Annotated in this window: 18 protein-coding genes; 12 read left to right on the plus strand and 6 right to left on the minus strand. The window is 58.1% G+C overall.

Annotated features, from left to right (window positions below):
• Positions 1-25 precede the first annotated feature (25 nt).
• On the minus strand, positions 26-1,141 hold the full coding sequence (locus AC2FLB_RS17765; protein WP_496692872.1) for a pyridoxal phosphate-dependent aminotransferase: 1,116 nt from the start codon (positions 1,139-1,141) through the stop codon (positions 26-28).
• A gap of 93 nt (positions 1,142-1,234) precedes the next feature.
• On the opposite strand from AC2FLB_RS17765, the gene AC2FLB_RS17770 reads away from it, so the two are divergent.
• Positions 1,235-2,305 carry an SMP-30/gluconolactonase/LRE family protein gene (locus AC2FLB_RS17770; protein ID WP_496692871.1) on the plus strand — a complete coding sequence of 357 codons (1,071 nt, stop codon included), beginning with the start codon at positions 1,235-1,237 and terminating at the stop codon, positions 2,303-2,305.
• 66 nt (positions 2,306-2,371) lie between these two features.
• Entirely contained in the window at positions 2,372-3,154 is a 783-nt protein-coding gene (locus tag AC2FLB_RS17775; protein ID WP_496692870.1) for a crotonase/enoyl-CoA hydratase family protein, read from the plus strand.
• A gap of 205 nt (positions 3,155-3,359) precedes the next feature.
• Here the strand turns inward: AC2FLB_RS17775 and AC2FLB_RS17780 are convergent, their stop codons facing one another.
• Both AC2FLB_RS17780 and AC2FLB_RS17785 read right to left on the minus strand, forming a co-directional pair.
• Positions 3,360-4,523, minus strand: a complete 1,164-nt coding sequence (locus tag AC2FLB_RS17780) for a benzoate/H(+) symporter BenE family transporter (protein WP_496709771.1) — start codon at positions 4,521-4,523, stop codon at positions 3,360-3,362.
• Between the two features lie 143 nt (positions 4,524-4,666).
• Positions 4,667-7,765 (minus strand): valine--tRNA ligase, encoded by a 3,099-nt coding sequence (locus AC2FLB_RS17785; RefSeq protein WP_496709772.1) that lies wholly within the window; start codon positions 7,763-7,765, stop codon positions 4,667-4,669.
• 142 nt (positions 7,766-7,907) lie between these two features.
• Between AC2FLB_RS17785 and AC2FLB_RS17790 the strand changes: the two genes are divergently transcribed.
• The 3 genes from AC2FLB_RS17790 to AC2FLB_RS17800 all read left to right on the plus strand — a co-directional run bounded on the left by AC2FLB_RS17790 (position 7,908) and on the right by AC2FLB_RS17800 (position 12,466).
• The gene (locus AC2FLB_RS17790) at positions 7,908-10,199 is read left to right on the plus strand and encodes a xanthine dehydrogenase family protein molybdopterin-binding subunit (protein WP_496709773.1); all 2,292 of its coding nucleotides are present in this window, start codon (positions 7,908-7,910) and stop codon (positions 10,197-10,199) included.
• Positions 10,177-11,253, plus strand: a complete 1,077-nt coding sequence (locus AC2FLB_RS17795) for a T6SS phospholipase effector Tle1-like catalytic domain-containing protein (RefSeq protein ID WP_142638056.1) — start codon at positions 10,177-10,179, stop codon at positions 11,251-11,253. The genes AC2FLB_RS17790 and AC2FLB_RS17795 overlap by 23 nt, the downstream gene beginning before the upstream one ends.
• A gap of 124 nt (positions 11,254-11,377) precedes the next feature.
• Entirely contained in the window at positions 11,378-12,466 is a 1,089-nt protein-coding gene (locus AC2FLB_RS17800; protein ID WP_496709774.1) for a Hint domain-containing protein, read from the plus strand.
• Positions 12,467-12,567: 101 nt separating this feature from the next.
• Here the strand turns inward: AC2FLB_RS17800 and AC2FLB_RS17805 are convergent, their stop codons facing one another.
• Entirely contained in the window at positions 12,568-13,143 is a 576-nt protein-coding gene (locus AC2FLB_RS17805) for a GcrA family cell cycle regulator (protein ID WP_142638060.1), read from the minus strand.
• A gap of 126 nt (positions 13,144-13,269) precedes the next feature.
• On the opposite strand from AC2FLB_RS17805, the gene AC2FLB_RS17810 reads away from it, so the two are divergent.
• Positions 13,270-14,073, plus strand: a complete 804-nt coding sequence (locus tag AC2FLB_RS17810; RefSeq protein ID WP_142638062.1) for an ABC transporter permease — start codon at positions 13,270-13,272, stop codon at positions 14,071-14,073.
• Here the strand turns inward: AC2FLB_RS17810 and AC2FLB_RS17815 are convergent.
• Both AC2FLB_RS17815 and AC2FLB_RS17820 read right to left on the minus strand, forming a co-directional pair.
• A complete protein-coding gene (locus tag AC2FLB_RS17815; protein WP_496690153.1) occupies positions 14,055-14,948 on the minus strand; it encodes a DMT family transporter in 894 nt (297 codons plus the stop codon). The genes AC2FLB_RS17810 and AC2FLB_RS17815 overlap by 19 nt on opposite strands.
• A gap of 47 nt (positions 14,949-14,995) precedes the next feature.
• The gene (locus tag AC2FLB_RS17820) at positions 14,996-15,361 is read right to left on the minus strand and encodes a MerR family transcriptional regulator (protein WP_496698048.1); all 366 of its coding nucleotides are present in this window, start codon (positions 15,359-15,361) and stop codon (positions 14,996-14,998) included.
• A gap of 73 nt (positions 15,362-15,434) precedes the next feature.
• On the opposite strand from AC2FLB_RS17820, the gene AC2FLB_RS17825 reads away from it, so the two are divergent.
• The 6 genes from AC2FLB_RS17825 (at position 15,435) to AC2FLB_RS17850 (ending at position 20,778) form a co-directional block, all read left to right on the plus strand.
• Complete coding sequence (locus AC2FLB_RS17825; protein WP_496692863.1) at positions 15,435-15,692, plus strand: zinc ribbon domain-containing protein; 258 nt, start codon at positions 15,435-15,437, stop codon at positions 15,690-15,692.
• A gap of 239 nt (positions 15,693-15,931) precedes the next feature.
• Complete coding sequence (locus AC2FLB_RS17830; RefSeq protein ID WP_496707590.1) at positions 15,932-17,119, plus strand: aspartate aminotransferase family protein; 1,188 nt, start codon at positions 15,932-15,934, stop codon at positions 17,117-17,119.
• Positions 17,120-17,147: 28 nt separating this feature from the next.
• Positions 17,148-18,074 (plus strand): ornithine carbamoyltransferase, encoded by a 927-nt coding sequence (gene argF, locus AC2FLB_RS17835; protein WP_271950442.1) that lies wholly within the window; start codon positions 17,148-17,150, stop codon positions 18,072-18,074.
• A gap of 57 nt (positions 18,075-18,131) precedes the next feature.
• On the plus strand, positions 18,132-18,473 hold the full coding sequence (locus AC2FLB_RS17840) for a 5-carboxymethyl-2-hydroxymuconate Delta-isomerase (RefSeq protein WP_496707587.1): 342 nt from the start codon (positions 18,132-18,134) through the stop codon (positions 18,471-18,473).
• Positions 18,474-18,782: 309 nt separating this feature from the next.
• On the plus strand, positions 18,783-19,745 hold the full coding sequence (locus AC2FLB_RS17845; protein WP_282027759.1) for a pirin family protein: 963 nt from the start codon (positions 18,783-18,785) through the stop codon (positions 19,743-19,745).
• Between the two features lie 67 nt (positions 19,746-19,812).
• The gene (locus AC2FLB_RS17850; RefSeq protein ID WP_496709775.1) at positions 19,813-20,778 is read left to right on the plus strand and encodes a 2-dehydropantoate 2-reductase; all 966 of its coding nucleotides are present in this window, start codon (positions 19,813-19,815) and stop codon (positions 20,776-20,778) included.

The following is a 20,778-nucleotide window of genomic DNA, read 5'->3' on the forward strand; positions in this document are numbered from 1 at the left end:
GTCCCGATGGCCATAAGCGAGAGCTTCAGACGTTCAGCGCCCGGGCGTCAGCAAGCGCTTTTGGCAAAGAGGCGGCAAAAGCCCCTAGATTGGAGGCATCGCCGCAGCTCACTCGAATGCACCTGTTCTGAGGCGCGGCAAAGGGCATCCGAACGAAAACCCCCTGCGCCACCAGCGACTCCAGAACAGCCTTGGCAAACACCCCATCCTGACCGCAATCAATGGCCACGAAATTGGTGGCTGAGGGTAAAGGGTGCAGCCCGTTCTCCAACGCTATCGCGTTGATCCTCTCGCGCGCATCTGAGATGCGGGCACGGATTTGTAACAGCCAAACTTCATCCTGCAGCGCAGCCAACGCGCCTGCTTGTGCAGCCTTGTTCATACCGAAATGGTTGCGCACCTTGTTGAACGCCGAGATCAGGCCTGGCGCCCCAATGGCATAGCCGACACGCGCGCCGGCCATTCCGTACACTTTGGAAAACGTGCGCATCCGGATCACACGCGGGTCATCTGCGGCAACCGGCGCTGCAGTCCCGTCGGGGGCGCATTCCACATATGCCTCGTCCAGAACCAGCAAACAGCCATCGGGCAGCGCATCCAATACAGCCACGATATCAGTGCCCGAATGCCAGCTGCCCATAGGGTTGTCAGGATTGGCCAGATAGACCAGCTTAGCCTCGACCTCTGCGGCCTTGGTAAAGAGTGCCTGAGGGTCTTCGTGATCGTCGCGATAAGGAACCGTGTGTATCACCCCGCCAAACCCGGCGACGTGATAGTTGAAGGTCGGATAGGCCCCGTCCGAGGTCACAACCGTATCTCCTTGCCCAACCAGCAGGCGCACCAGATAGCCCAGCAACCCATCAATGCCTTCGCCAACCACGATATTTTCGGGTGAGACGGAGTGGTACTCAGCCAGGGCGTGGCGCAGGTTGTGGTTTTCTGGATCAGCATACATCCAGATATCGCCAGTTGCCTGCCGCATGGCCTCAATAGCGCGCGGCGAAGGGCCAAAGACATTCTCATTCGCACCCAGACGGGCCACAAATGGTGCACCGCGCTGTCGTTCCTGTGTTTCAGGGCCGACAAAAGGCACAGAAGCAGGAAGAGATTGGGCAAGCGGGGTATAGCGTGGATTGGTCATGCAGACAGATAAACGCAAGGTCATCCGACAGGCAACCTTGCTTTGCCTGCACAGTGCCCACAGTCTGGCATCAACAAAAACAAAGGAGTGTCCATGCGCATCGCGATTGGTTTGGCTTTAGTGGGGCTTGCCTATTTGATATTTTGGCCTGTTGGCGTGGACCCAGTGGCCTGGGAGCCGCCCGAAGCTCCGGGCTTTACCGGCGTGTTTGCCGAGAACAACGCTTTGGACAGCCTCGAACTGATCTCTTTGCCGGATGGGGAGGAAGGCCCGGAAGACATCGCGATCATGCCGGATGGCACGATCTACACGACATCCATGTCCGGCGCGCTTTATCGGATCGACGGCGACAGCCCGGTCAAGATCGACGACCTGGGTGGGCGCCCTTTGGGTCTGCAAGCTGGGCCGGACGGCGCGCTATATATCGCAGATAGCTACCGGGGGCTGATGCGCTGGACCGGGCCCGGCACGCTGGTATCCCTTGTGTCCGAGATTGGCGGGTCTCCGGTGGTCTATGCCAATCAGTTGGACGTGGCTCCGGACGGTACGGTCTATTTCTCGAACTCGTCTGATCGGTTCGATCCCGAAACCATGGGCGGTACCAAAGCCACCTCGGTCCTGACCATCTGGGAGCAGTCGGATACGGGATACGTGGCCCGCTATTCCCCTGATGGCACAACAAAAAAGGTGGCCGAGGGCTTTGTCTATACCAATGGTGTAGCGCTTTCCCCGCAGACGGATTTTCTGCTGATCGCCGAAACTGGCCGTGCGCGGGTGCACAAGCTCTGGCTAACTGGGCCGAGTGCTGGGCAGCGCGAGGTGTTGATGGAAAACCTGCCGGGATACCCCGATAACCTAACGGCGCAGGGCGACGGCACTTATTGGATGGCCTTCGCCAGCCCGCGGGTGCCGAGTGAAGCTTTGATGCCCTATCCCTTTTTGCGCAAGGTGATTTGGCGGCTGGGTCCTTTGGTGCGACCGGCCCCGATTCATCGCGGCATGATCGTCCAATTCGACGGGGATGGCACAATCCTGCAAACCTTGCAGGACCCCGGCGGGCGGCTGGGCATCACCACGGCGGGTCAGGTCGTTGGTGACCTGTTCTATGTCATGACGCTGGATTCGCCGTGGTATGGCCGAATGCCCGTCGCTGATTTGCCCTGACGTCGTGGTGGCACTGTCCTCATCTTGCTGGCATGGTTGACGCAACACTGATTTCCGGAGGGACCAATGTCTCGCGTTTCCATCGAATACAAAGACCATATCGCCCATGTCACGCTAACCCGTGGCGACAAGATGAACGCGCTGGACGAAGCCATGATCAAGGCGATCCTGTCTGCCGGGCAAGAGGTGGCGGTTTCCGACGCCCGCGCCGTGGTGCTGTCGGGTGAGGGTAAAAGCTTCTGCGCCGGTCTCGACATGGCCAGTTTCGCCAGCATGGCCCACAAGGACCCAACCGAATGGCTGATGAACCGCAGCCATGACGACGCCAACGAAATGCAGGAGCTTGCCTTGATCTGGCGCCGTGTCCCCGTTCCAGTCATCTGTGCCATTCAGGGTGTGGCCTATGGTGGTGGTCTGCAAATCGCACTGGGCGCGGATATCCGCATTGCCCACCCCGAGGCGAAATTGGCGGTGATGGAGATGAAATGGGGTATCATTCCCGACATGGGCGGCATGGTTCTGCTGCCCGAGCTTGTGCGCTCGGACGTGCTGCGCTTGCTGACGTATACTGCACGTCCAATAGGCGCGCCGCAGGCGGCTGATTGGGGGCTGGTCACGAAACTCTCGGACGATCCTCTGACCGAGGCGCTGGCTCTGGCTGAAGACATCGCAGGCCAAAGCCCTTCAGCCATCCGTGCCGCCAAGCGCCTGATCGACGTGGCCGAAACCCGTACGCGAGCCGACGTTCTGCTGGCCGAATCTGCCGAACAGGTGGAGCTGATCGGCAAACCCGATCAGATGGAGGTTGTCATGGCGCAGATGCAGGGCCGTAAGCCCAAGTTCAAGTAGTCACCACATGAATCCCGATGGGCATCGCGGACCTGCGTGTCAGGCAGTGGGGTGTAGGCTTTGCGCATCTGATCCAGCGTTACTTGAAACGAATTCTCTGGGTTGGACTTAGGTCTGTGCTTTCTTGATCCGGCGTTCCACCAGAGTTCCCAATGATCCAAATTTAAGCCGGTTTTGCTTTGGCTGTGGCCTCTGGGCAAAGCGGCTATCGCAGCCGGTTAGTCACCAGATAGGCAATGCCACCAGCCAGCAAACCCCAGACCGCGGCCCCCAGCCCGAAGACTGTGATACCGGACGCAGTGATAGCAAAAGTCAGGATCGCCGCCTCACGCTCGGCCACAACCTCCAGCGCAGCGTGGATCGCATTTGCCAGCACGCCGATCAGTGCGACCCCGGCCAGCGTCCCCATCAGCAACGGATCGGCATGGGCGGCAAATCCGGTGATGGCCACGGCAAAAATACCAAACAGGCAATAGAATACGCCACCCATGATGGCCGACCAATAGCGCAGCGCAGGATCGGGATGACTATCCTGATTTGAACACATCGCGGCAGTGATGGCGGCAAGGCAGGTGGCGGGGGCTCCGAACGGGGCGGACAGCAGGCTGGCCCCTCCGACGGCCGAGAACAATTTGCCCGGCACGGGCGCAAAGCCAAAGCTGCGCATCACCGCGATGCCGGGGATGTTCTGTGTCGCCATAGTGACGATGAACAGCGGCATTCCGATCCCTATGGCCGAGGCCAGCGAGAATGTAGGCATGGCCCAGATCGGTGCCGCAACCAGACGCTCGGGCATGATCGTTGTATCCCCGGCGTTCAGGATGACTACAACGGCTGCTGCGATCACTGCCGCGGGAACCGCAAACAGCCGGTTGAACCGCCCCGCGATGAACCATGTCAGGATTACGGGTAGCGCCTGCCACGGAATCTCGACGGCCGCTTTGAACGGGAGGATACATAGCGGCATCAGAACCCCGGCAAGCATTGCCTGCGCTAACGTGGTCGGGATTGCAGCTGCCAACCTTCCCAGCGGCTTCCACAACCCAGCCACAACCGTCAAAGCGCCAGCGCACAGGAACGCACCGATAGCTCCTGAGAACCCCTCGACAGGTGTAGCGGATACAGCCAACAGCGCGACACCCGGCGTGGACCAGGCGACACTGATCGGCAACTTGTAGCGCAAGCTCAGCGCGATGGCGGCCAGCCCCATGGCGATGGCGGCGGTCATCAGGCCCGATGCGGCCTCCTCCGGTGACGCGCCCATCGCATCCAGCCCCTGCAGTACGATGGGGAATGAGCTGAAAAAGCCGACGATGGCCACAACCAATCCGGTTGAGATGGTCTGCATTGGTGGAAATGCGCGTGTCATCCTGCCCTCAGCGTTATCAACCCGCACTTGCTAGCAATCGTAAGCGGAGGTGAACAGGGCGAAATCCGGGCCGGGGAACGAAAACCCCGCCAACGCGGGCGTGGCGGGGTCTGGTATCTAGAACGGCTTGGAGTAGACGAAGATCAGGCGATTTCGGCCAGACGGGCTAGCGCTTCGTTCAGTTTCACCTCTTCCTCTTCACGGGCGGCGAGGTTGGCTTTGGCTTCGGCGACAACCTCTTCCGGGGCCGAGGCCACAAATTTCGGATTGTTCAGACGACCGCGCAAACCACCCAATTCCTTGGCAAGTTTGCCCTTGGCCTTCTCAAGTCGTTCCTTTTCGGCGCCGATATCGATGATATCCGCCAGCGGCAAACCGAACGTCGCACCCGGCGCGGCAATCGAGATCGTCCCCTTGGGAAATGCGTCCACTTTGGTCAGGCTGTCGATCCGCGCCAGCCGCTTGATCAATGCCTCGTTACGGTCCCATGCAGCTTGGCCATGCGCGTCAATCTCTGTCACCAGCATCGGTACATAAAGGCCCGCCGGAACCCGCATCTGCGCACGAGCTGAGCGCGTGTTCTCGATCACCGAGATCACCCAGTTCATTTCGCGGTCCGCCTCTGGGTCGACCAGTTCGGTGCCGTAAGTCGGCCAGTCGGCGTGCACGACCATCTTGACGCGCGTGCCTGTCAGGCCCCACAGTTCCTCGGTAACGAAGGGCATGATTGGGTGCAGCAAGACCATGCACTGGTCCAGAACCCAGCGCATGGTAGCGCGGGTCTCGGCCTGTGCCTCGGCGTCGTCACCCTGCAGCAGGGGTTTGGACAGTTCCACATACCAGTCGCAGACCTTACCCCATACAAAGGCGTAAAGCCCGTTGGCCGCATCGTTGAAACGATAGCTTTCCAGTGCGGCGTCGACCTCGGCCCGTACGCGGGCAGTTTCGCCTATGATCCAACGGTTTACGGCGGCCTTGGGTTTCAGATCAGCGACGTCTAGTTGCGGTACGGCGTCGGTGAAGACCTCGTTCATCTCGGCAAAGCGAACAGCGTTCCAAAGTTTTGTACCAAAGTTGCGATAACCGGTGATGCGTTCGCGAGACAGTTTCAACACGCCGCCAATCGCCGCCATCGAGGCATTGGTAAAGCGCAGCGCGTCGGCGCCGAATTCGTCCACGATCTCCAGCGGGTCGATGACGTTGCCGGTGGTCTTGGACATCTTCTTGCCCTTCTCGTCGCGGACGAGCTGGTGCAGGTAGACGGTGTGGAACGGGATCTGATCGACCACCGCCAGTTGCATCATCATCATCCGGGCGACCCAGAAGAACAGGATGTCAAAGCCAGTGATCAGAACGTCCGTGGGGAAGTAGCGCTCCAGCTCCTCGGTCTGTTCGGGCCAGCCTAGCGTACCGATGGGCCAGAGGCCGGACGAGAACCAGGTGTCGAGGACGTCGGGGTCGCGGATAAGGCCAATTCGTCCGCGCTCTGGCGCGTTGTCCGAGAAATTGACAAGACTATCTTGCGCATCTTTGAACGATCCAGCTTCGAAGACGTCGTAGATCAGTGCCCCATCGACATCTCGGTGCTCTTCAGCGCACATCCGAGCAGCTTCTTCGAAGTTCGCGGCACAATACATACGGAGGTTTTGAGGCTCATAGCTCCAATGAACCTCTCGCGTCTTTTTGTTGTGCCCTTTAGCCCGAAGACCCGGTCCATACCAAACCGGAATCTGATGCCCCCACCACAGCTGGCGCGAGATGCACCAGGGCTCGATGTTTTCCAGCCAGTGGTAATAAGTCTTCTCACCGGACTCGGGGATGATCTTGACCGTGCCATCCTTAACCGCATCCAGCGCAGGGCCGACGACCTTTTCGGCGTCAACGAACCACTGGTCAGTGAACATCGGCTCGATGACCACCTTCGAGCGGTCGCCAAAGGGCTGCATGATCGGTTTGCTCTCGACCAGCGGTACCAGAGCGGCCGGATCGTCATCTTCACCCAGTTTGGTGCCCAGAACTGGGTTGTCAGCGCGGGTCATGACGGCCAGACCGTCGGCGGTGATCTCTTCGACCACCTTGGCGCGCGCCTCGAACCGGTCCAGTCCCCGCAGGTGATCGGGGATCAGGTTGATTGCGTCGATCTCATTCTCGGTGAATGCTTTGCCGCGTGCGTATTCCTGCGCTTTGCCCGCTTCCTCGGCGTAAGGCGCGCCATCGGCCCGCATTGCGCCACGCGTGTCCATCAGACGGTACATCGGAATACCGCCACGCTTGGCGACCATGTTGTCGTTGAAATCATGCGCGCCGGTGATCTTCACCGCGCCCGAGCCGAAATCGGGATCGGGATAGTCATCAGTAATGATCGGAATCTGGCGACGATGTTCCTTTGGTCCAACAGGAATTTCACAGAGTTTGCCGATGATTGGCGCGTAGCGCTCATCTGACGGATGAACCGCAACCGCGCCGTCGCCCAGCATTGTTTCGGGCCGTGTCGTGGCGATTGAGATATAGTCGCGCTGTTCCTCAAGCACGATATTCCCGTCCTCATCCTTTTCGACATACGTATAGGTCTCACCACCCGCCAGCGGGTACTTGAAGTGCCACATATGGCCCGCGACTTCGATATTCTCGACCTCAAGATCCGAGATTGCGGTCTCAAAATGCGGGTCCCAGTTGACCAGACGCTTGCCGCGATAGATCAGGCCCTTTTCGTACATTTCTACGAAGACCTTGATGACGGCATCGTGGAAATTTGCAGAATTCTCATGCCCTGTGCGCGGGTCACCCGGTGCACCTGCCATGGTAAACGCGTTGCGCGACCAATCGCAGCTGGCGCCAAGACGCTTGAGCTGTTCAATGATCGTGCCGCCGTATTCACCCTTCCATTCCCAGACTTTCTCAAGGAACTTCTCGCGCCCGAGTTCACGCCGCCCTTCGTTGCCCTGCGCCGCCAGCATCTTTTCAACCTGCATCTGCGTGGCGATGCCTGCGTGGTCCTGACCGGGTTGCCACAGCGTGTCGAACCCGCGCATGCGGTGCCAGCGGGTCAGGATATCCTGCAGCGTGTTATTGAACGCGTGTCCCACATGCAGCGCCCCCGTCACGTTGGGCGGCGGGATCATGATGGTAAAGCTTTCATCGCGCGATCTGTTCGCGCCCGCCTTGAAGGCTCCGGCCTGTTCCCAGGCCTCGTAAATGCGGGCCTCGGCCTCGGCCGCGTTGAATGTCTTTTCCATCGCCATTGGATGCGTCCTGCGTCAACAAATTCGGGTTAGCGCTTGCAATATCGAAAGGATAGCAAAAGGGAAAGGGCCAAGCGCCGGGGCTATGGACAATGATGCATCGCAGCCTAATGTCGCCTAGAGGCAGAGACAGGAGCGCGCGGTGGAAAAGTTTGGCAAAAGCCAGCCCGTCAAACGGACCGAGGACCAGCGGTTTCTGACCGGGCAGGGGCAATATATGGACGATGTCCTGCCGCACGGGGCTTTGCATGCGGTATTCGTGCGATCCCAGGTGGCGCATGGGGTGATTGGGGCGCTGGATCTGGATGACGCGCGCGCGGCCGAAGGGGTGCGGCTCATCATGACGCTGGACGACCTGAAGGCCGCCGGGATCGACACGTGTATGAATGCGGCCATCCTGAATAACCGAGACGGTTCGAAAGCCGCTGCGCCGGACCGGCATATGCTGGCCGCGGATCGCATACGGTTTGTCGGAGAACCCGTCGCTGTAGTCATTGCCGACACCGCCTTACAGGCCCGCGATGCGGCCGAGCTGATCTGGGTCGAAACCTCAGACTTGCCCGTAAAACTGGACGTGTGTGCGGGCGGAGAAACGCTGCACGCAGAAACTCCGGATAATCGGGCATTTGACTGGGCGCTGGGCGATGAGGCGGCAACTATTGCTGCGTTTCAGCAGGCGGCTCATACCGTTGCACTGAATGTGGAAGACAATCGAGTGATCATCACGTCGATTGAACCGCGGGGCTGTCAGGCGCATTGGGTTGATGGGCGGTTGCACTTTTCCTATGGCGGGCAGGGGGTTTGGGCCATGCGTGGTCAGCTGGCGCAAAAGTTGCGACTCAACCCCGAAGATATCCGCGTCACGACCCCGGATGTCGGTGGCGGGTTCGGCATGAAGGTCATGCCCTATCCCGAATATTTCTGTGTGGCCGTAGCTGCGATGAAGTTGGGCCAGCCTGTTCACTGGATGTCTGACCGTTCCGAGGCAATGTTGTCCGATCACCATGGCCGCGACCTGTCTTCGCTGGCCGAGCTGGCATTTGACAGCGATCACCGGATCACCGCCTATCGAGTGCACAGCAAGGTAAATCTTGGGGCCTATAACAGCCATTTCGGCCAGGCGATACAAACCAATCTTTTCAGCAAAGTGTTGATGGGCGCCTATGATGTACAAACCACCTATCTGCGGGTCGAGGGGTTCTTTACCAATACAACGCAGGTTGACGCCTATCGCGGCGCAGGGCGACCCGAGGCGATATATGTCCTTGAACGCGCTTTCGACCGCGCGGCCCGAGAGCTGGGTGTCGATCCCTGGGATCTGAGGCGCAAGAACTTCATCCGGCCCGAGGCCTTTCCTTACAAGACCGCGACCGGCGAAACGTATGATGTCGGCGATTTCGACATGGTTCTGTCCCAAAGCCAAATACAGTCCAGCGGATTTGCCGCCCGCAAGATCGCCGATGCTGAACGCGGTTTGTCCCGGGGGCAGGGGATTTGTTACTATATCGAAAGTATTTTGGGCGACCCTTCCGAGAACGCAAAGATCGAGTTCGTTGAGGATGGCACCTTGAAACTTTTTGTCGGAACCCAATCCAACGGGCAGGGGCACGAAACGGTCTATGCTCAGTTCCTGTCTGACCAAACCGGGGTTCCCCTGGATTGTATCATCGTAGTTCAAGGTGACAGCGACCAGCTTCCGAATGGTGGGGGAACCGGGGGATCGCGATCAGTTACGGTGCAAAGTACAGCGACGCTTGCCACGATCGACGTCATGGTTGCCGCATTCACGCCCTATCTCGCAGATAAGATGGGGGTGGAGGAAAGCGACGTGCGCTTTGATTTTGAAACCTTCCGCGCGCCGGGATCAAACCTGACGCCCACTTTGACCGAGGCCGCGGATATGGCCCGTGCCGACGGGCGCGTTGATTTGTTGCAGCATCAGGCAAGCATCACGCTGGACGACCGTAGCTATCCCAACGGGGCACATGTTGCCGAAATCGTGATTGACCCTTGTACCGGCGAAACATGGGTAGACCGCTATACTGTGGTTGATGATTTCGGTAATCTTATCAATCCGATGCTGGCCGAGGGGCAAGTTCATGGTGGTGTCGCACAAGGCATAGGTCAGGCGCTGTCCGAACATGTTGTCTATGATGCGCAGGGGCAACTGCTCACGGCATCGTTGATGGATTACGCCTTGCCCCGCGCAACCGAGATACCCATGATTAAGTTTACCTCGGCGCCGGTACCGTCAACCTCTAACCCGTTGGGAATGAAAGGATGCGGAGAGGCCGGCACCGTGGGCGCGCTGGCTGCAGTGGCAAATGCGGTTCAGGATGCGCTCTGGGATCACGGGGTGCGGCAGGCCGATATGCCTTTTACGCCGCACAAAGTATGGGAACTGCTGAACGATGCAACTGTCGCGGCTGAGTAGAAAGGTACTGGGGTGGCTTGGACGGCCGCTGCGATCCGAGCATTCGGCCGAAACGCGCCATCGTGAACCTGTCAGCCATGTCATCATTCTAGACGGCACCATGTCGACGCTTGAGCCCGGATATGAAACTCATGCGGGGCAGGCGCTGCGGCTGTGCTGCGAGATGGGAAGCAAGGTATCCGTCTTCTATGAGGCCGGTGTGCAATGGGAAAGCTGGAAGTCCTCGTTGGATGTGATGATGGGGCGGGGGATCAATCGCCAGATACGCCGGGCCTATGGATATCTGGCCTCGCGGTATAAGCCCGGCGACCGTATCTATTTCATCGGCTACTCACGTGGGGCCTACGGTGTGCGCAGCCTTGCGGGTGTTATCGACATGATTGGCCTGCTCAAGGCCGAGCACGCGACCGTTAGGAATATCAAACAGGCCTACCGCCACTATGAATGCAATGCCAATGGTAGCGCCGCCGCTGCGTTTCGCCGGCAGTTCTGCCACGAAGATGTTGCAATCGAAATGATCGGCGTGTGGGATACAGTAAAAGCGCTGGGCTTGCGTCTACCGCTGCTTTGGCGTTGGGCCGAGGATCGCCACGCCTTCCACAACCATCAGCTTGGTCCTGCTACGCGCCACGGCTACCACGCGATGGCGCTGGATGAAACGCGCGAGGTATTCGAGCCGGTCCTGTGGAAATGTACCCCCGATTTTAAAGGCCATATCGAGCAAGTCTGGTTCCGAGGCACCCATGGCGATGTGGGTGGCCAGTTGAACGGGTTTGAAGAAGCCCGTCCTCTTAGCAACATCTCGCTGGTTTGGATGCTGGACAAGGCAGAGCTGCACGGCCTGCCATTGCCGGAGGGATGGAGAGACCGCTTTGTGATCGACCCTCATGCGCGTTCGGTCGGCACATGGCGCGGTTGGGGTAAGATTTTCCTACTGCGCAAGCACCGCAAAGTAGGCCGCGACCGATCCGAGCGGCTGCATGTCTCGGTTTCGCCAAACGAACTGCCCGGTTGGGTGCCGATGTTGGATTTGCCATCGCATCCAGCGCAGTAATTCGGTTCCAGCTGCGAACAAAAATCACTGGGAACATTTACTGGTTAGTGAGACCCTAGTACTCATATATTGAAACAAGTATCGGATCATCATACTCACGCCGAACACAAAGGCGAATTGACATATGGCAGACCCATATTTTTCCGAACTCAAGTACCTTGGAGGCCCACCACAGGACTTTATCGAGGTCGCTGTTGACGCGGGTGCGGATGTTTCTGGGCTTGTTGTTACGATCTACAATTCTGACGGATCCATCCGCAGCACTAACACGCTTGATGGGATCACCCCGACGACCGTCGCAGGCCGGGACGTCTATGTAATTGATTCAGCCAGTTCCGCCACCTTTACCGGGCTCGGTAAAACCAATGGTATCTCTTTATCCGACGGATCAACGGTTTATCAGTTCAGCTCTTTCAGCGATCCCCCCAGCCCCGGTCCTGTAACGGCGACAACAGGCCCTGCCAATGGGATGAGCTCGACGGTTATCGGCGAGGCCGGGGCGGGAGATTCACTTATTTCCACCGACAATGGTGGAACCTATACTCTGAACACCACTCCGACACCGGGCACCATACCGTGCCTGACGGCAGGAACGTTGATTGCGACCGATCAGGGCCCAGTCTTGATCGAGAGTTTGAAGCAAGGTGATCGTGTCTTGACGGATCATGGTTGCACGCAGCCTTTGTCACAAATCATTCGGCGACATGTCAGTGTGCGGGATTTGCGCCGCAATCCCAAGCTTTACCCAGTACGCATTTGCGCTGGCGCGCTAGGGCAGGGCCTGCCCAGACGCGACCTGCTCGTGTCCCGTCAGCACCGGATGCTGATATCCTCGGCGATCGTTAAGCGCATGTTTGAGTGCCCCGAGGTTCTGGTCTCAGCTATAAAGTTGGTCGAGCTTCCGGGGATATACGTCGACGACAGAATTACAGAAGTTACTTATTTCCACCTGGTGTTTTCTGAACATGAGGTAATTTATGCAGATGGCGCCCCGACCGAGAGCCTTTTGCTTGGCGATGAAGCACTGAAATCTCTACCGGCAGCAGCCATGGAAGAGCTTTTTACGCTGTTCCCCGATCTTGTCGAAACCCCGATGCAAAAGACCAGCTACAAAATCCCAGAGGGGGGGCGGCAAAAGCGATTGATCGCTCGGCATGCACGGAACCGGCGGCCGCTTTTGGCAGATTACAACTCTTCTTCGATTCCAGTGTGATCGCTCTTAGATGACGCAGAGCCAAAACAGGTGTATTGCCTACATTCCGGCCTGCTGCGGGCACCGCGTTCTGTTGCTAGGTGCCTGCCGTCGTCAAAGCCTTACCGCCGCCGGTCGCGACGTGAGCTCATAGGCTGGAACGCCACACCCACATGCGCTTCGCAATAAGGTTTGCCTGCCTCAACGGGCAGACCGCAAAACCAGAAATCCTCGGTCGCGGGGTCGCCGACGGGCCATTTGCAGGTCTTCTCGGTCAGTTCCATCAGCGTCAGCTTTTTGGCTTTCTTCTCAACCTCGTTGACCTTGGCCAGCGCCTCGGGGCTGATCTCGTTCGCTGAAGGTTGCGGCGGCAGCGGTTGACCGGCCGGGATGATCTGACGGCGGGCCGGAACAGCGGGCTTGGCCTCGGCTGCCGGCGCTGCGGCTGGACGTGCCGGTTCCGTCTTGGGCGTGGGTTTGGGCTTGGCCTCGGCCTTGGGCGCGGGCGCTGGTTTTTCCTTTGGCTCAGCCTTGGCGGGGGTCGCGCCGGTTGCGCGATTCGACAGGCCCAGCCGGTGGACTTTGCCGATAACCGCATTGCGGGTCACACCGCCCAGTTCCTTGGCGATCTGGCTGGCCGACTGGCCCTCGCCCCACATCTTTTTAAGCAGCTCTACACGCTCGTCAGTCCAGGACATCATTTGCCTTTCAAAAGCGGAAAGCGGCCCCGGATTCGGGCCGCCTTGGGAATTCGTCTCAGCCCCCTATTTTAAACACTGCGGTCCGAGTTACAAGCGGTCTTCGAATCAGGTAGAGGGCAGATCATGCAGAATCTCATGGATCAGGAGGCACGCCGCTTTGGTGCGGTGAACTGGATGGGTCTCTATACGCTGGCCCGGCGGGAAACTTTGCGGTTTATGGCGGTGTGGACGCAGACACTTTTGGCACCGCTGGTGACTGCGGGGCTGTTTCTGCTGATCTTCAACATCGCTATCGGGCCCAGCCGGTCTGATGTGATGGGCGTGCCATTTTTGACCTTTCTGGCGCCGGGCATCATGATGATGACGGTGATCCAGAATGCGTTTGCCAATACTTCGTCCTCGATGGTGATCTCGAAAGTACAGGGCAACATCGTCGATACCCTTATGCCGCCGCTTTCGCCGTTAGAGATTCTGCTGGGATACCTTGCGGGCGGCATTGCCCGTGGCTTTCTGATCGCTGTTGTCGTAGCAACCGCGCTGGCGCTGGTGCTGGGTATTGTCCCGCAGAACCCACTGATCGCCATGATATTTGTAGTGCTGGGAGGGGCCTTTATGGGCGCGCTGGGCCTTTTTGCCGGGATATTCGCCAATAAGTTCGACCAGATGGCTGCGATTACCAACTTCATCGTCACGCCTTTGGCGTTTCTTTCTGGAACCTTTTACTCGGTCGAGGCATTGCCGCCGGTTTTGTACCGGCTAAGCCACGCCAACCCGGTTTTCTATCTGATCGACGGGCTGCGCTATGGTATGATTGGGGTTTCGGACAGCTCGCCCTACCTTGGGATGTTGATCTGCACGGCTGCAACACTGGTGGTCGGTGCACTGACCTGGCAGATGCTGCGAACGGGCTATCGGCTCAAGGCCTGACGGTGCCGCGCCTCGCGCCACACAAGAATCAGCCCTCCGGCCAAGATGATGGCAGATCCAATCAGGCTGACCGCGTCGGGGACCACATCGAATATCGCAAAATCATATAGCGCAGCGAACAGCAGTGTCGCATAGCTAATCGGCGCTACGAAAGACGCATCTGCCCGCGCCATGCCGTTAACGAAACAGGCCTGTGCGCAAGCCATCAATGCGCCGATCCCCGCAAGGGCCGCCCATTGCGCCGGGTTGGGCATCTGAAACACGAAACTCACCGCGACTGATGCGATGGTCAGGCCCATCGCGTTGTTCACCAATAGAATTTGGATCGGGCTCTCTCGCCCTGACAGCTTTTTGATAAAGATCAGCTCCATCCCGATGACGACAGCCGCCGCCAGCGCCAGTAACGCCGCAGGTTGGAAGCTCGCAGGTGTCGGGCGCAGCAGAACCATTGCCCCGATCAGGGCCACCGCTGCCGCCAGCCAGCGCCAGGGACCGACGCCTTCTTTCAGCAAAGGAATGGCCAGAACCATCGCAAAGACCGGGTTCAAGAACGAAATCGCCGTCGCATCCGCCATCGGTATGAACGCGACCGATGCAAACATCAGCGTGATTCCCAGCCAGCCAAAGCTTGTCCTACCGATATGCAGCCCCCAATGGGGCCGCCGCAGTTTAGGGCGCATGATGCCCACTGCCGAAACGATGACCAGGAAGGCGAATAGAAACCGCCCGTGGCTGATCTGCATTGGATGCAAAGGAGCACCTAGCGTATCTGTCCCCAAAGCTTTGGCCAGCAGGGTGGTTGCCGCAAGGAATGCACTGGCGACAAAAATCAACAGTGCCGCAAGGGGCGGGTTATGCGCTTTGGGAACGAACATGCGTAAGCGGTGATGTACGGGTGGACGAAAGGCAAGAGGTAAAACGGTCAGGGCTGTCCCGACGGTGTAGCAAGAGCCTGTTTGGCCTGTCGCAAGCTGTCCAGAAAACGATTTGCGCGCTCGATCCGCGCCTCAACCTCTTCGATCCGTTCCTGAAGAAATGCTACGCCGTCAAAGGTTTCGGGATCAGCCGCACCAAGTTGCCCCAGCAGGGTTGCAAGTTGCGCGATACTGATCCCCGCCGCCTGTGCATCGCCGATCTGTTCCAGCGTGATCAGCGTGTCATCCGGATAGTCGCGATAGCTGTTTGTCGCTTCTGGCCCGGGGCGCGAGGCAATCAATCCGTGCCGCTCGTAAAACCGCAATGTGTCGCGGGGCAGCCCGCTTCGGCGGGACAGTTCTCCGATACGCATATGTAAAACCATTGACTATACTCTATGGTTTTGATCTTATGGCTCGTGGTCAAAGCATGCAAGGGGAAAGATGATGGGATTCAAATGTCAAAGCTGCGGCATGCCTCTTAGCAAGGATACCGAAGGGGGCGGCAGCGAAGCGGACGGAACCCGCAGCACGCGGTATTGTTCACTCTGTTATGCGGACGGTGCGTTTCGACATCCCGATGCCTCGTTCGAGGAATTTCAGTCCCATTGTCTGGATGCGCTGGTGAACAAGGGCATGCCCCGTATTCTGGCCTGGGCTTTTACGCGCGGCATGGGCAAGCTGGACCGGTGGAGCGACGCCTGAAAACCAGCCCTTCTGACCAAAGAAACAAAACGCTTTTCATCACAAAGCATCGCCGCTATACGGCACCCATGATCAAACACGCTGATATCCTGCGACTTCGACGCCGACGCTTTGCCGCGTAACTGGCCCGTTTGATCCTTTTGCGCCGTCCAAATCGGCGCATCTCCCACCAAATCAGTTGACGAACATGGCTCTCGTGTATCACTCACGGGGCTCAACATATCGAAAAGGATGATCCGATGATCCCGTCCGTTCTGCCGACCTATAATCGTGCGCCCCTGACCTTTGTGAAGGGCGAAGGCGCTTGGCTGACCGAAGCGGATGGCCGACGTTTTCTGGATATGGGCGCGGGGATTGCGGTGAATGCACTGGGCCATGCGCATCCGGCGCTGGTGAACGCGCTGACGGAACAGGCCCACGCGCTGTGGCATGTGTCGAACCTTTATAACATCCCTCAGCAGCAGGCGCTGGCTGATAAGCTGGTTGAACATACCTTTGCCGACACGGTGTTTTTTACCAATTCAGGCACGGAAGCCTGCGAGCTAGCTGTGAAAATGGCACGCAAATATTTCTACGATAAAGATCAGCCCGATCGGGTCGACATCATCACCTTTGACGGTTCGTTTCACGGTCGGTCCTCGGCAGGCATCGCCGCTGCGGGGTCCGAGAAGATGACCAAAGGCTTTGGCCCGCTGCTGCCCGGCTTTGTACACCTGACATTTGGTGATCTTGACGGTGTCACCAATGCGATCTCGGACAAGACCGCGGCGATCTTGATCGAACCCATTCAGGGCGAGGGCGGTATTCGCCCCGTCCCTGATGCCGAGCTCAAAGCGCTGCGTCAAATCTGCGACGACAATGGCCTGTTGCTGATCCTCGACGAGGTCCAATGCGGCGTTGGGCGTACCGGTAAACTTTTTGCCCATGAATGGGCAGGCATCACGCCTGACATCATGATGGTCGCCAAGGGCATCGGTGGAGGGTTCCCTCTGGGTGCGGTGCTGGCCACCGAAGACGCGGCCAGCGGCATGACGGCAGGTACGCACGGGTCGACCTATGGCGGCAACCCTCTCGGTTGCGCGGTGGGCTGCGCGGTGATCGACCAGGTTGCAACCCCCGCCTTTCTGGACGGGGTCAATCGCAAGGCGGGCATGTTGCGCCAGAAGCTCGAAGGATTGATTGCAAATCATCCGGACGTGTTCGAAGAGGTGCGCGGCGCAGGGCTCATGCTGGGTCTGAAATGCAAGGCGACCAACTTGGACGTGGTGAATGCGGGATATGATAACGGCCTCATCACCGTTCCCGCCGCTGACAATGTGATCCGCCTATTGCCGCCTTTGACCCTCACAGAGGACGACATTGCACAGGCGGTTATTCGTCTGGAGAAAACGGCCGCGCAGGTCGAAAGCAATCTGGCGTCTGCCTGAGCCCACCCGATTAGAAAAGCGAAACGACATGAAGCACTTCCTCGACATTCACAAAACCAATGCCGCCGCTTTGCGGGGCATGATCGACCAGGCTGCTGCCATGAAGCAGGCGCGTCTGGGGCAGCCAAAGGCGGCACCGGATGACGAATTGGCACTCAAAGACCGCATGGTCGCCCTGATCTTTGAAAAACCGTCAACCCGGACGCGCGTGTCCTTTGATGTGGGCGTGCGCCAGATGGGTGGTCAGACGATGGTCCTTTCGGGCAAGGACATGCAGTTGGGCCACGGCGAAACCATCGCTGACACTGCCCGCGTGCTGTCGCGCTATGTCGATATGATCATGATCCGGACCTTTGACGAAACCATCCTGACCGAGATGGCGGAATACTCGGACGTGCCGGTGATCAACGGCCTGACCGATCGCACCCATCCTTGCCAAATCATGGCCGATGTTCTGACGTTCGAAGAGCACCGTGGCCCGATCGCTGGGAAGAAAGTCGTTTGGACTGGCGATGGTAACAATGTGTGTGCCTCGTTCCTTCACGCGGCGGGCCAGTTCGGGTTTGATCTGACTTTTACGGGCCCGGCGCAATTCGACCCCGAAGAGGATTTCATGGGTTTTGCCCGTCAAAAAGGGTCCAAGATTGTTGTGGAACGGGACCCCTACAAGGCTGTAGATGGGGCCGATCTGGTTGTCGCCGATACCTGGGTTTCGATGCACGACTCTCAATCCGCGAAGGAACGGCGCCACAACCTGCTGCGTCCTTATCAGGTAAACGCCGAATTGATGGCCCATGCCAAACCCGATGCGCTGTTCATGCATTGCCTTCCTGCGCACCGCGAAGAAGAAGCGACATCCGATGTCATGGATGGGCCGAACTCGGTCATTTTTGACGAGGCCGAAAACCGACTGCACGCCCAGAAGGCCGTTATGCGTTGGTGTCTGGGCGTCTGAACACATGAAAATGGCAAGAGAGAGCCGCGTGCTCTCTCATGATTTCCGGAGTGCACAATGCCCCATATAGTCCTCGAATTCTCTCAGGGCCTTGAAGAGAAACATGATTTCCATGCGGTCTGCGAGAAGTTGTTTGCGGTGCTTTCTGAACATGCTGAGTTTGATGCATCGGCCCTTAAGATCCGGGCCAACCCGGTCACCTATTTTCGGATCGGGACCGAACCGCAGACCTTTGTCCATGCGACGCTTTTATTGATGCAGGGCCGGGATGAGGCCACGCGAGCTGAATTGAACGCTACCGTTTTGGATGTTCTGACTGTTGCCATGCCCGAGGTTGGCAGCATCACGGTGCAAGAGGTCGAACTGAACCGTGCGTCTTATGCCAAACGCCTGGCGTGATTGTGTTTGGCAATTTGTTTATCTGAAGCACGGCGACTGACACCTTCTTTAGTCGTAAGCAACATTCCTTTGCAGGGCAGCAAAAATGCCCTGCATTCCCTGTCAAACAGGTGATCGGGTAGCGAGCTGTTTGGATGGTTCTTTTCTCAGGTGGAATTTCTGTTAGAATTGTTATGTAATAACATTAATGATATGTCATAACGGACAAAAATCCACCGGAGTTGTGCAATTATTGAGGTTTCTTTCAGGTGCAGCGGCCTGCATCTTGCAGGGGCGAACCGTTGCCTGCCGAAAAAGGGAGAAACTGGAATGAGCTGGAACCCGTCTCACAACCCCGATCGTTTGACTGAGAACCCGTCTTTAGAGGCACTGATCATTCCTCGCGCACGTGATCTGGGTGGGTTCGAGGTGCGCCGCGCGCTACCCTCGGTCAAACGACAGCTTGTTGGCCCGTTCATTTTCTTTGACCAGGTCGGCCCTGCAGAATTCATCACAGAAGGCGGTATAGACGTCCGGCCTCACCCTCATATCGGGTTGGGCACGGTCACCTACCTGTATAAAGGGGAATTTGAGCATCGTGATAGCTTGGGCACCCATCAGATGATCTATCCCGGTGAGGTCAACTGGATGATTGCAGGACGTGGCGTGACCCATTCTGAACGCACCAGCAAGGAAACGCGCAGCAAAAGACACAGTCTTTTTGGCATTCAGACCTGGATCGCGCTGCCAGAGGACCAGGAAGATATTGCACCGGACTTCGAACATCACAAACAATCTGCGCTGCCCCATATTCAGGATGCTGGGGTCAGCGCTCGTCTCATCCTTGGCTCGGCTTATGGTGAAAGCAGCCCGGTCACGACACTGTCTGAAACCTTCTATCTGGACGTGCAGCTTGCCCCCGGGGCCTCTTTTCCTTTGCCTGATGATCAGGAGGACCGCGGTGTTTATGTGACGGAAGGAACGGTTGAGATTGCCGGCGATCAGTTCACCCAAGGTCGTATGATGGTGTTTCGGCCAAGGGATCGCCTTTCCGTTCAGGCAGGGCCGCAGGGTGCGCGGCTAATGTTGCTTGGAGGTGCGACGTTGAACGAGGATCGTTATATCTGGTGGAACTTCGTGTCGTCCTCAAAGGAAAAGATAGAAGCAGCCACCCGCGAATGGAAAACGGCGGACTGGGCCAAAGGGGCTTTTCAACTGCCTCCGGGGGACGATCAAGACTTCATCCCGATTTCAGAAGACCTTGAACGCACCCGTCCGAGGCGCGCGCGCTGACCTGGCGTCAGTTGGCCTTGTCTGACAGGCGGATCGCGGCAATCTTTGACCGAAGGGGAGGGGCGTCATGAGGATCGCAATCGCGGGGGCGGGCAGCATTGGATGTTACTGCGGGGCTTTGCTGGCCCGATCCGGTCACGATGTCACCCTGTTGGGGCGGGCACGAATCCTCGACCCGATCCGGGATAAGGGGCTGATGGTCACAGATTTTTCAGGCCTGCGGTGTCATGTGACCAACCTGTCCCTGACCGAAGATCCGGCGGAACTGAGTGATGCTGAAATAGTCATTGTCACGGTAAAGACCGGCGCGACGGAAGAGATGGCGAAGGATATCGGAAAATATGCACCAAAGGCTGTGATCCTTTCCTGGCAGAACGGGTTGGAAAATGCAGGCACCTTACATACGATGCTTCCGCACCACGATGTCCGCGCCGGTATGGTGCCGTTCAACGTCGTACCGACAGATACCGGCGGATTTCATCGCGCGACTTCAGGTGAAATCGTTATCCAATCCGGCTTCGGCGATTTGGGCGCAAAGCTGACTGGCCCCGACCTACCGGTGTCAGAGAGTGACCAGATCGAAGCCGTCCAATGGGGCAAGCTGGTGATCAATCTCAATAACGCGCTGAATGCGCTGTCCGGGTTGACGTTGAAACAGCAGTTGCTGGACCGCAACTGGCGCCAACTGATGGCAGATCAGATGTCCGAGGCTCTGACCGTGTTGCGATCCGCAGGACAACCGATTGTGTCAATGACGCCGCTGCCCGCATGGATGACACCGTATATCCTGCGTCTGCCTACGCCTTTGTTTTCGCGGGTTGCCTCCCGGATGCTGACCATTGACCCCTCGGCGCGCACCTCTATGGCCTATGACCTGTTGGCAGGGCGCCCAACGGAAATCGACAGTCTGCAAGGCGAGATCATCCGTTTGGGCGAGCAGCAAGACATTGCGACCCCAATCTGCGCGCAGGTTCGCGAAAAGATTGCACAGAACCCAAAATCCCCGCTTACTCCCGAGCAAATCCGAAGCTGA

It is taken from the genome of Ruegeria sp. CDSA236 (assembly GCF_059611285.1).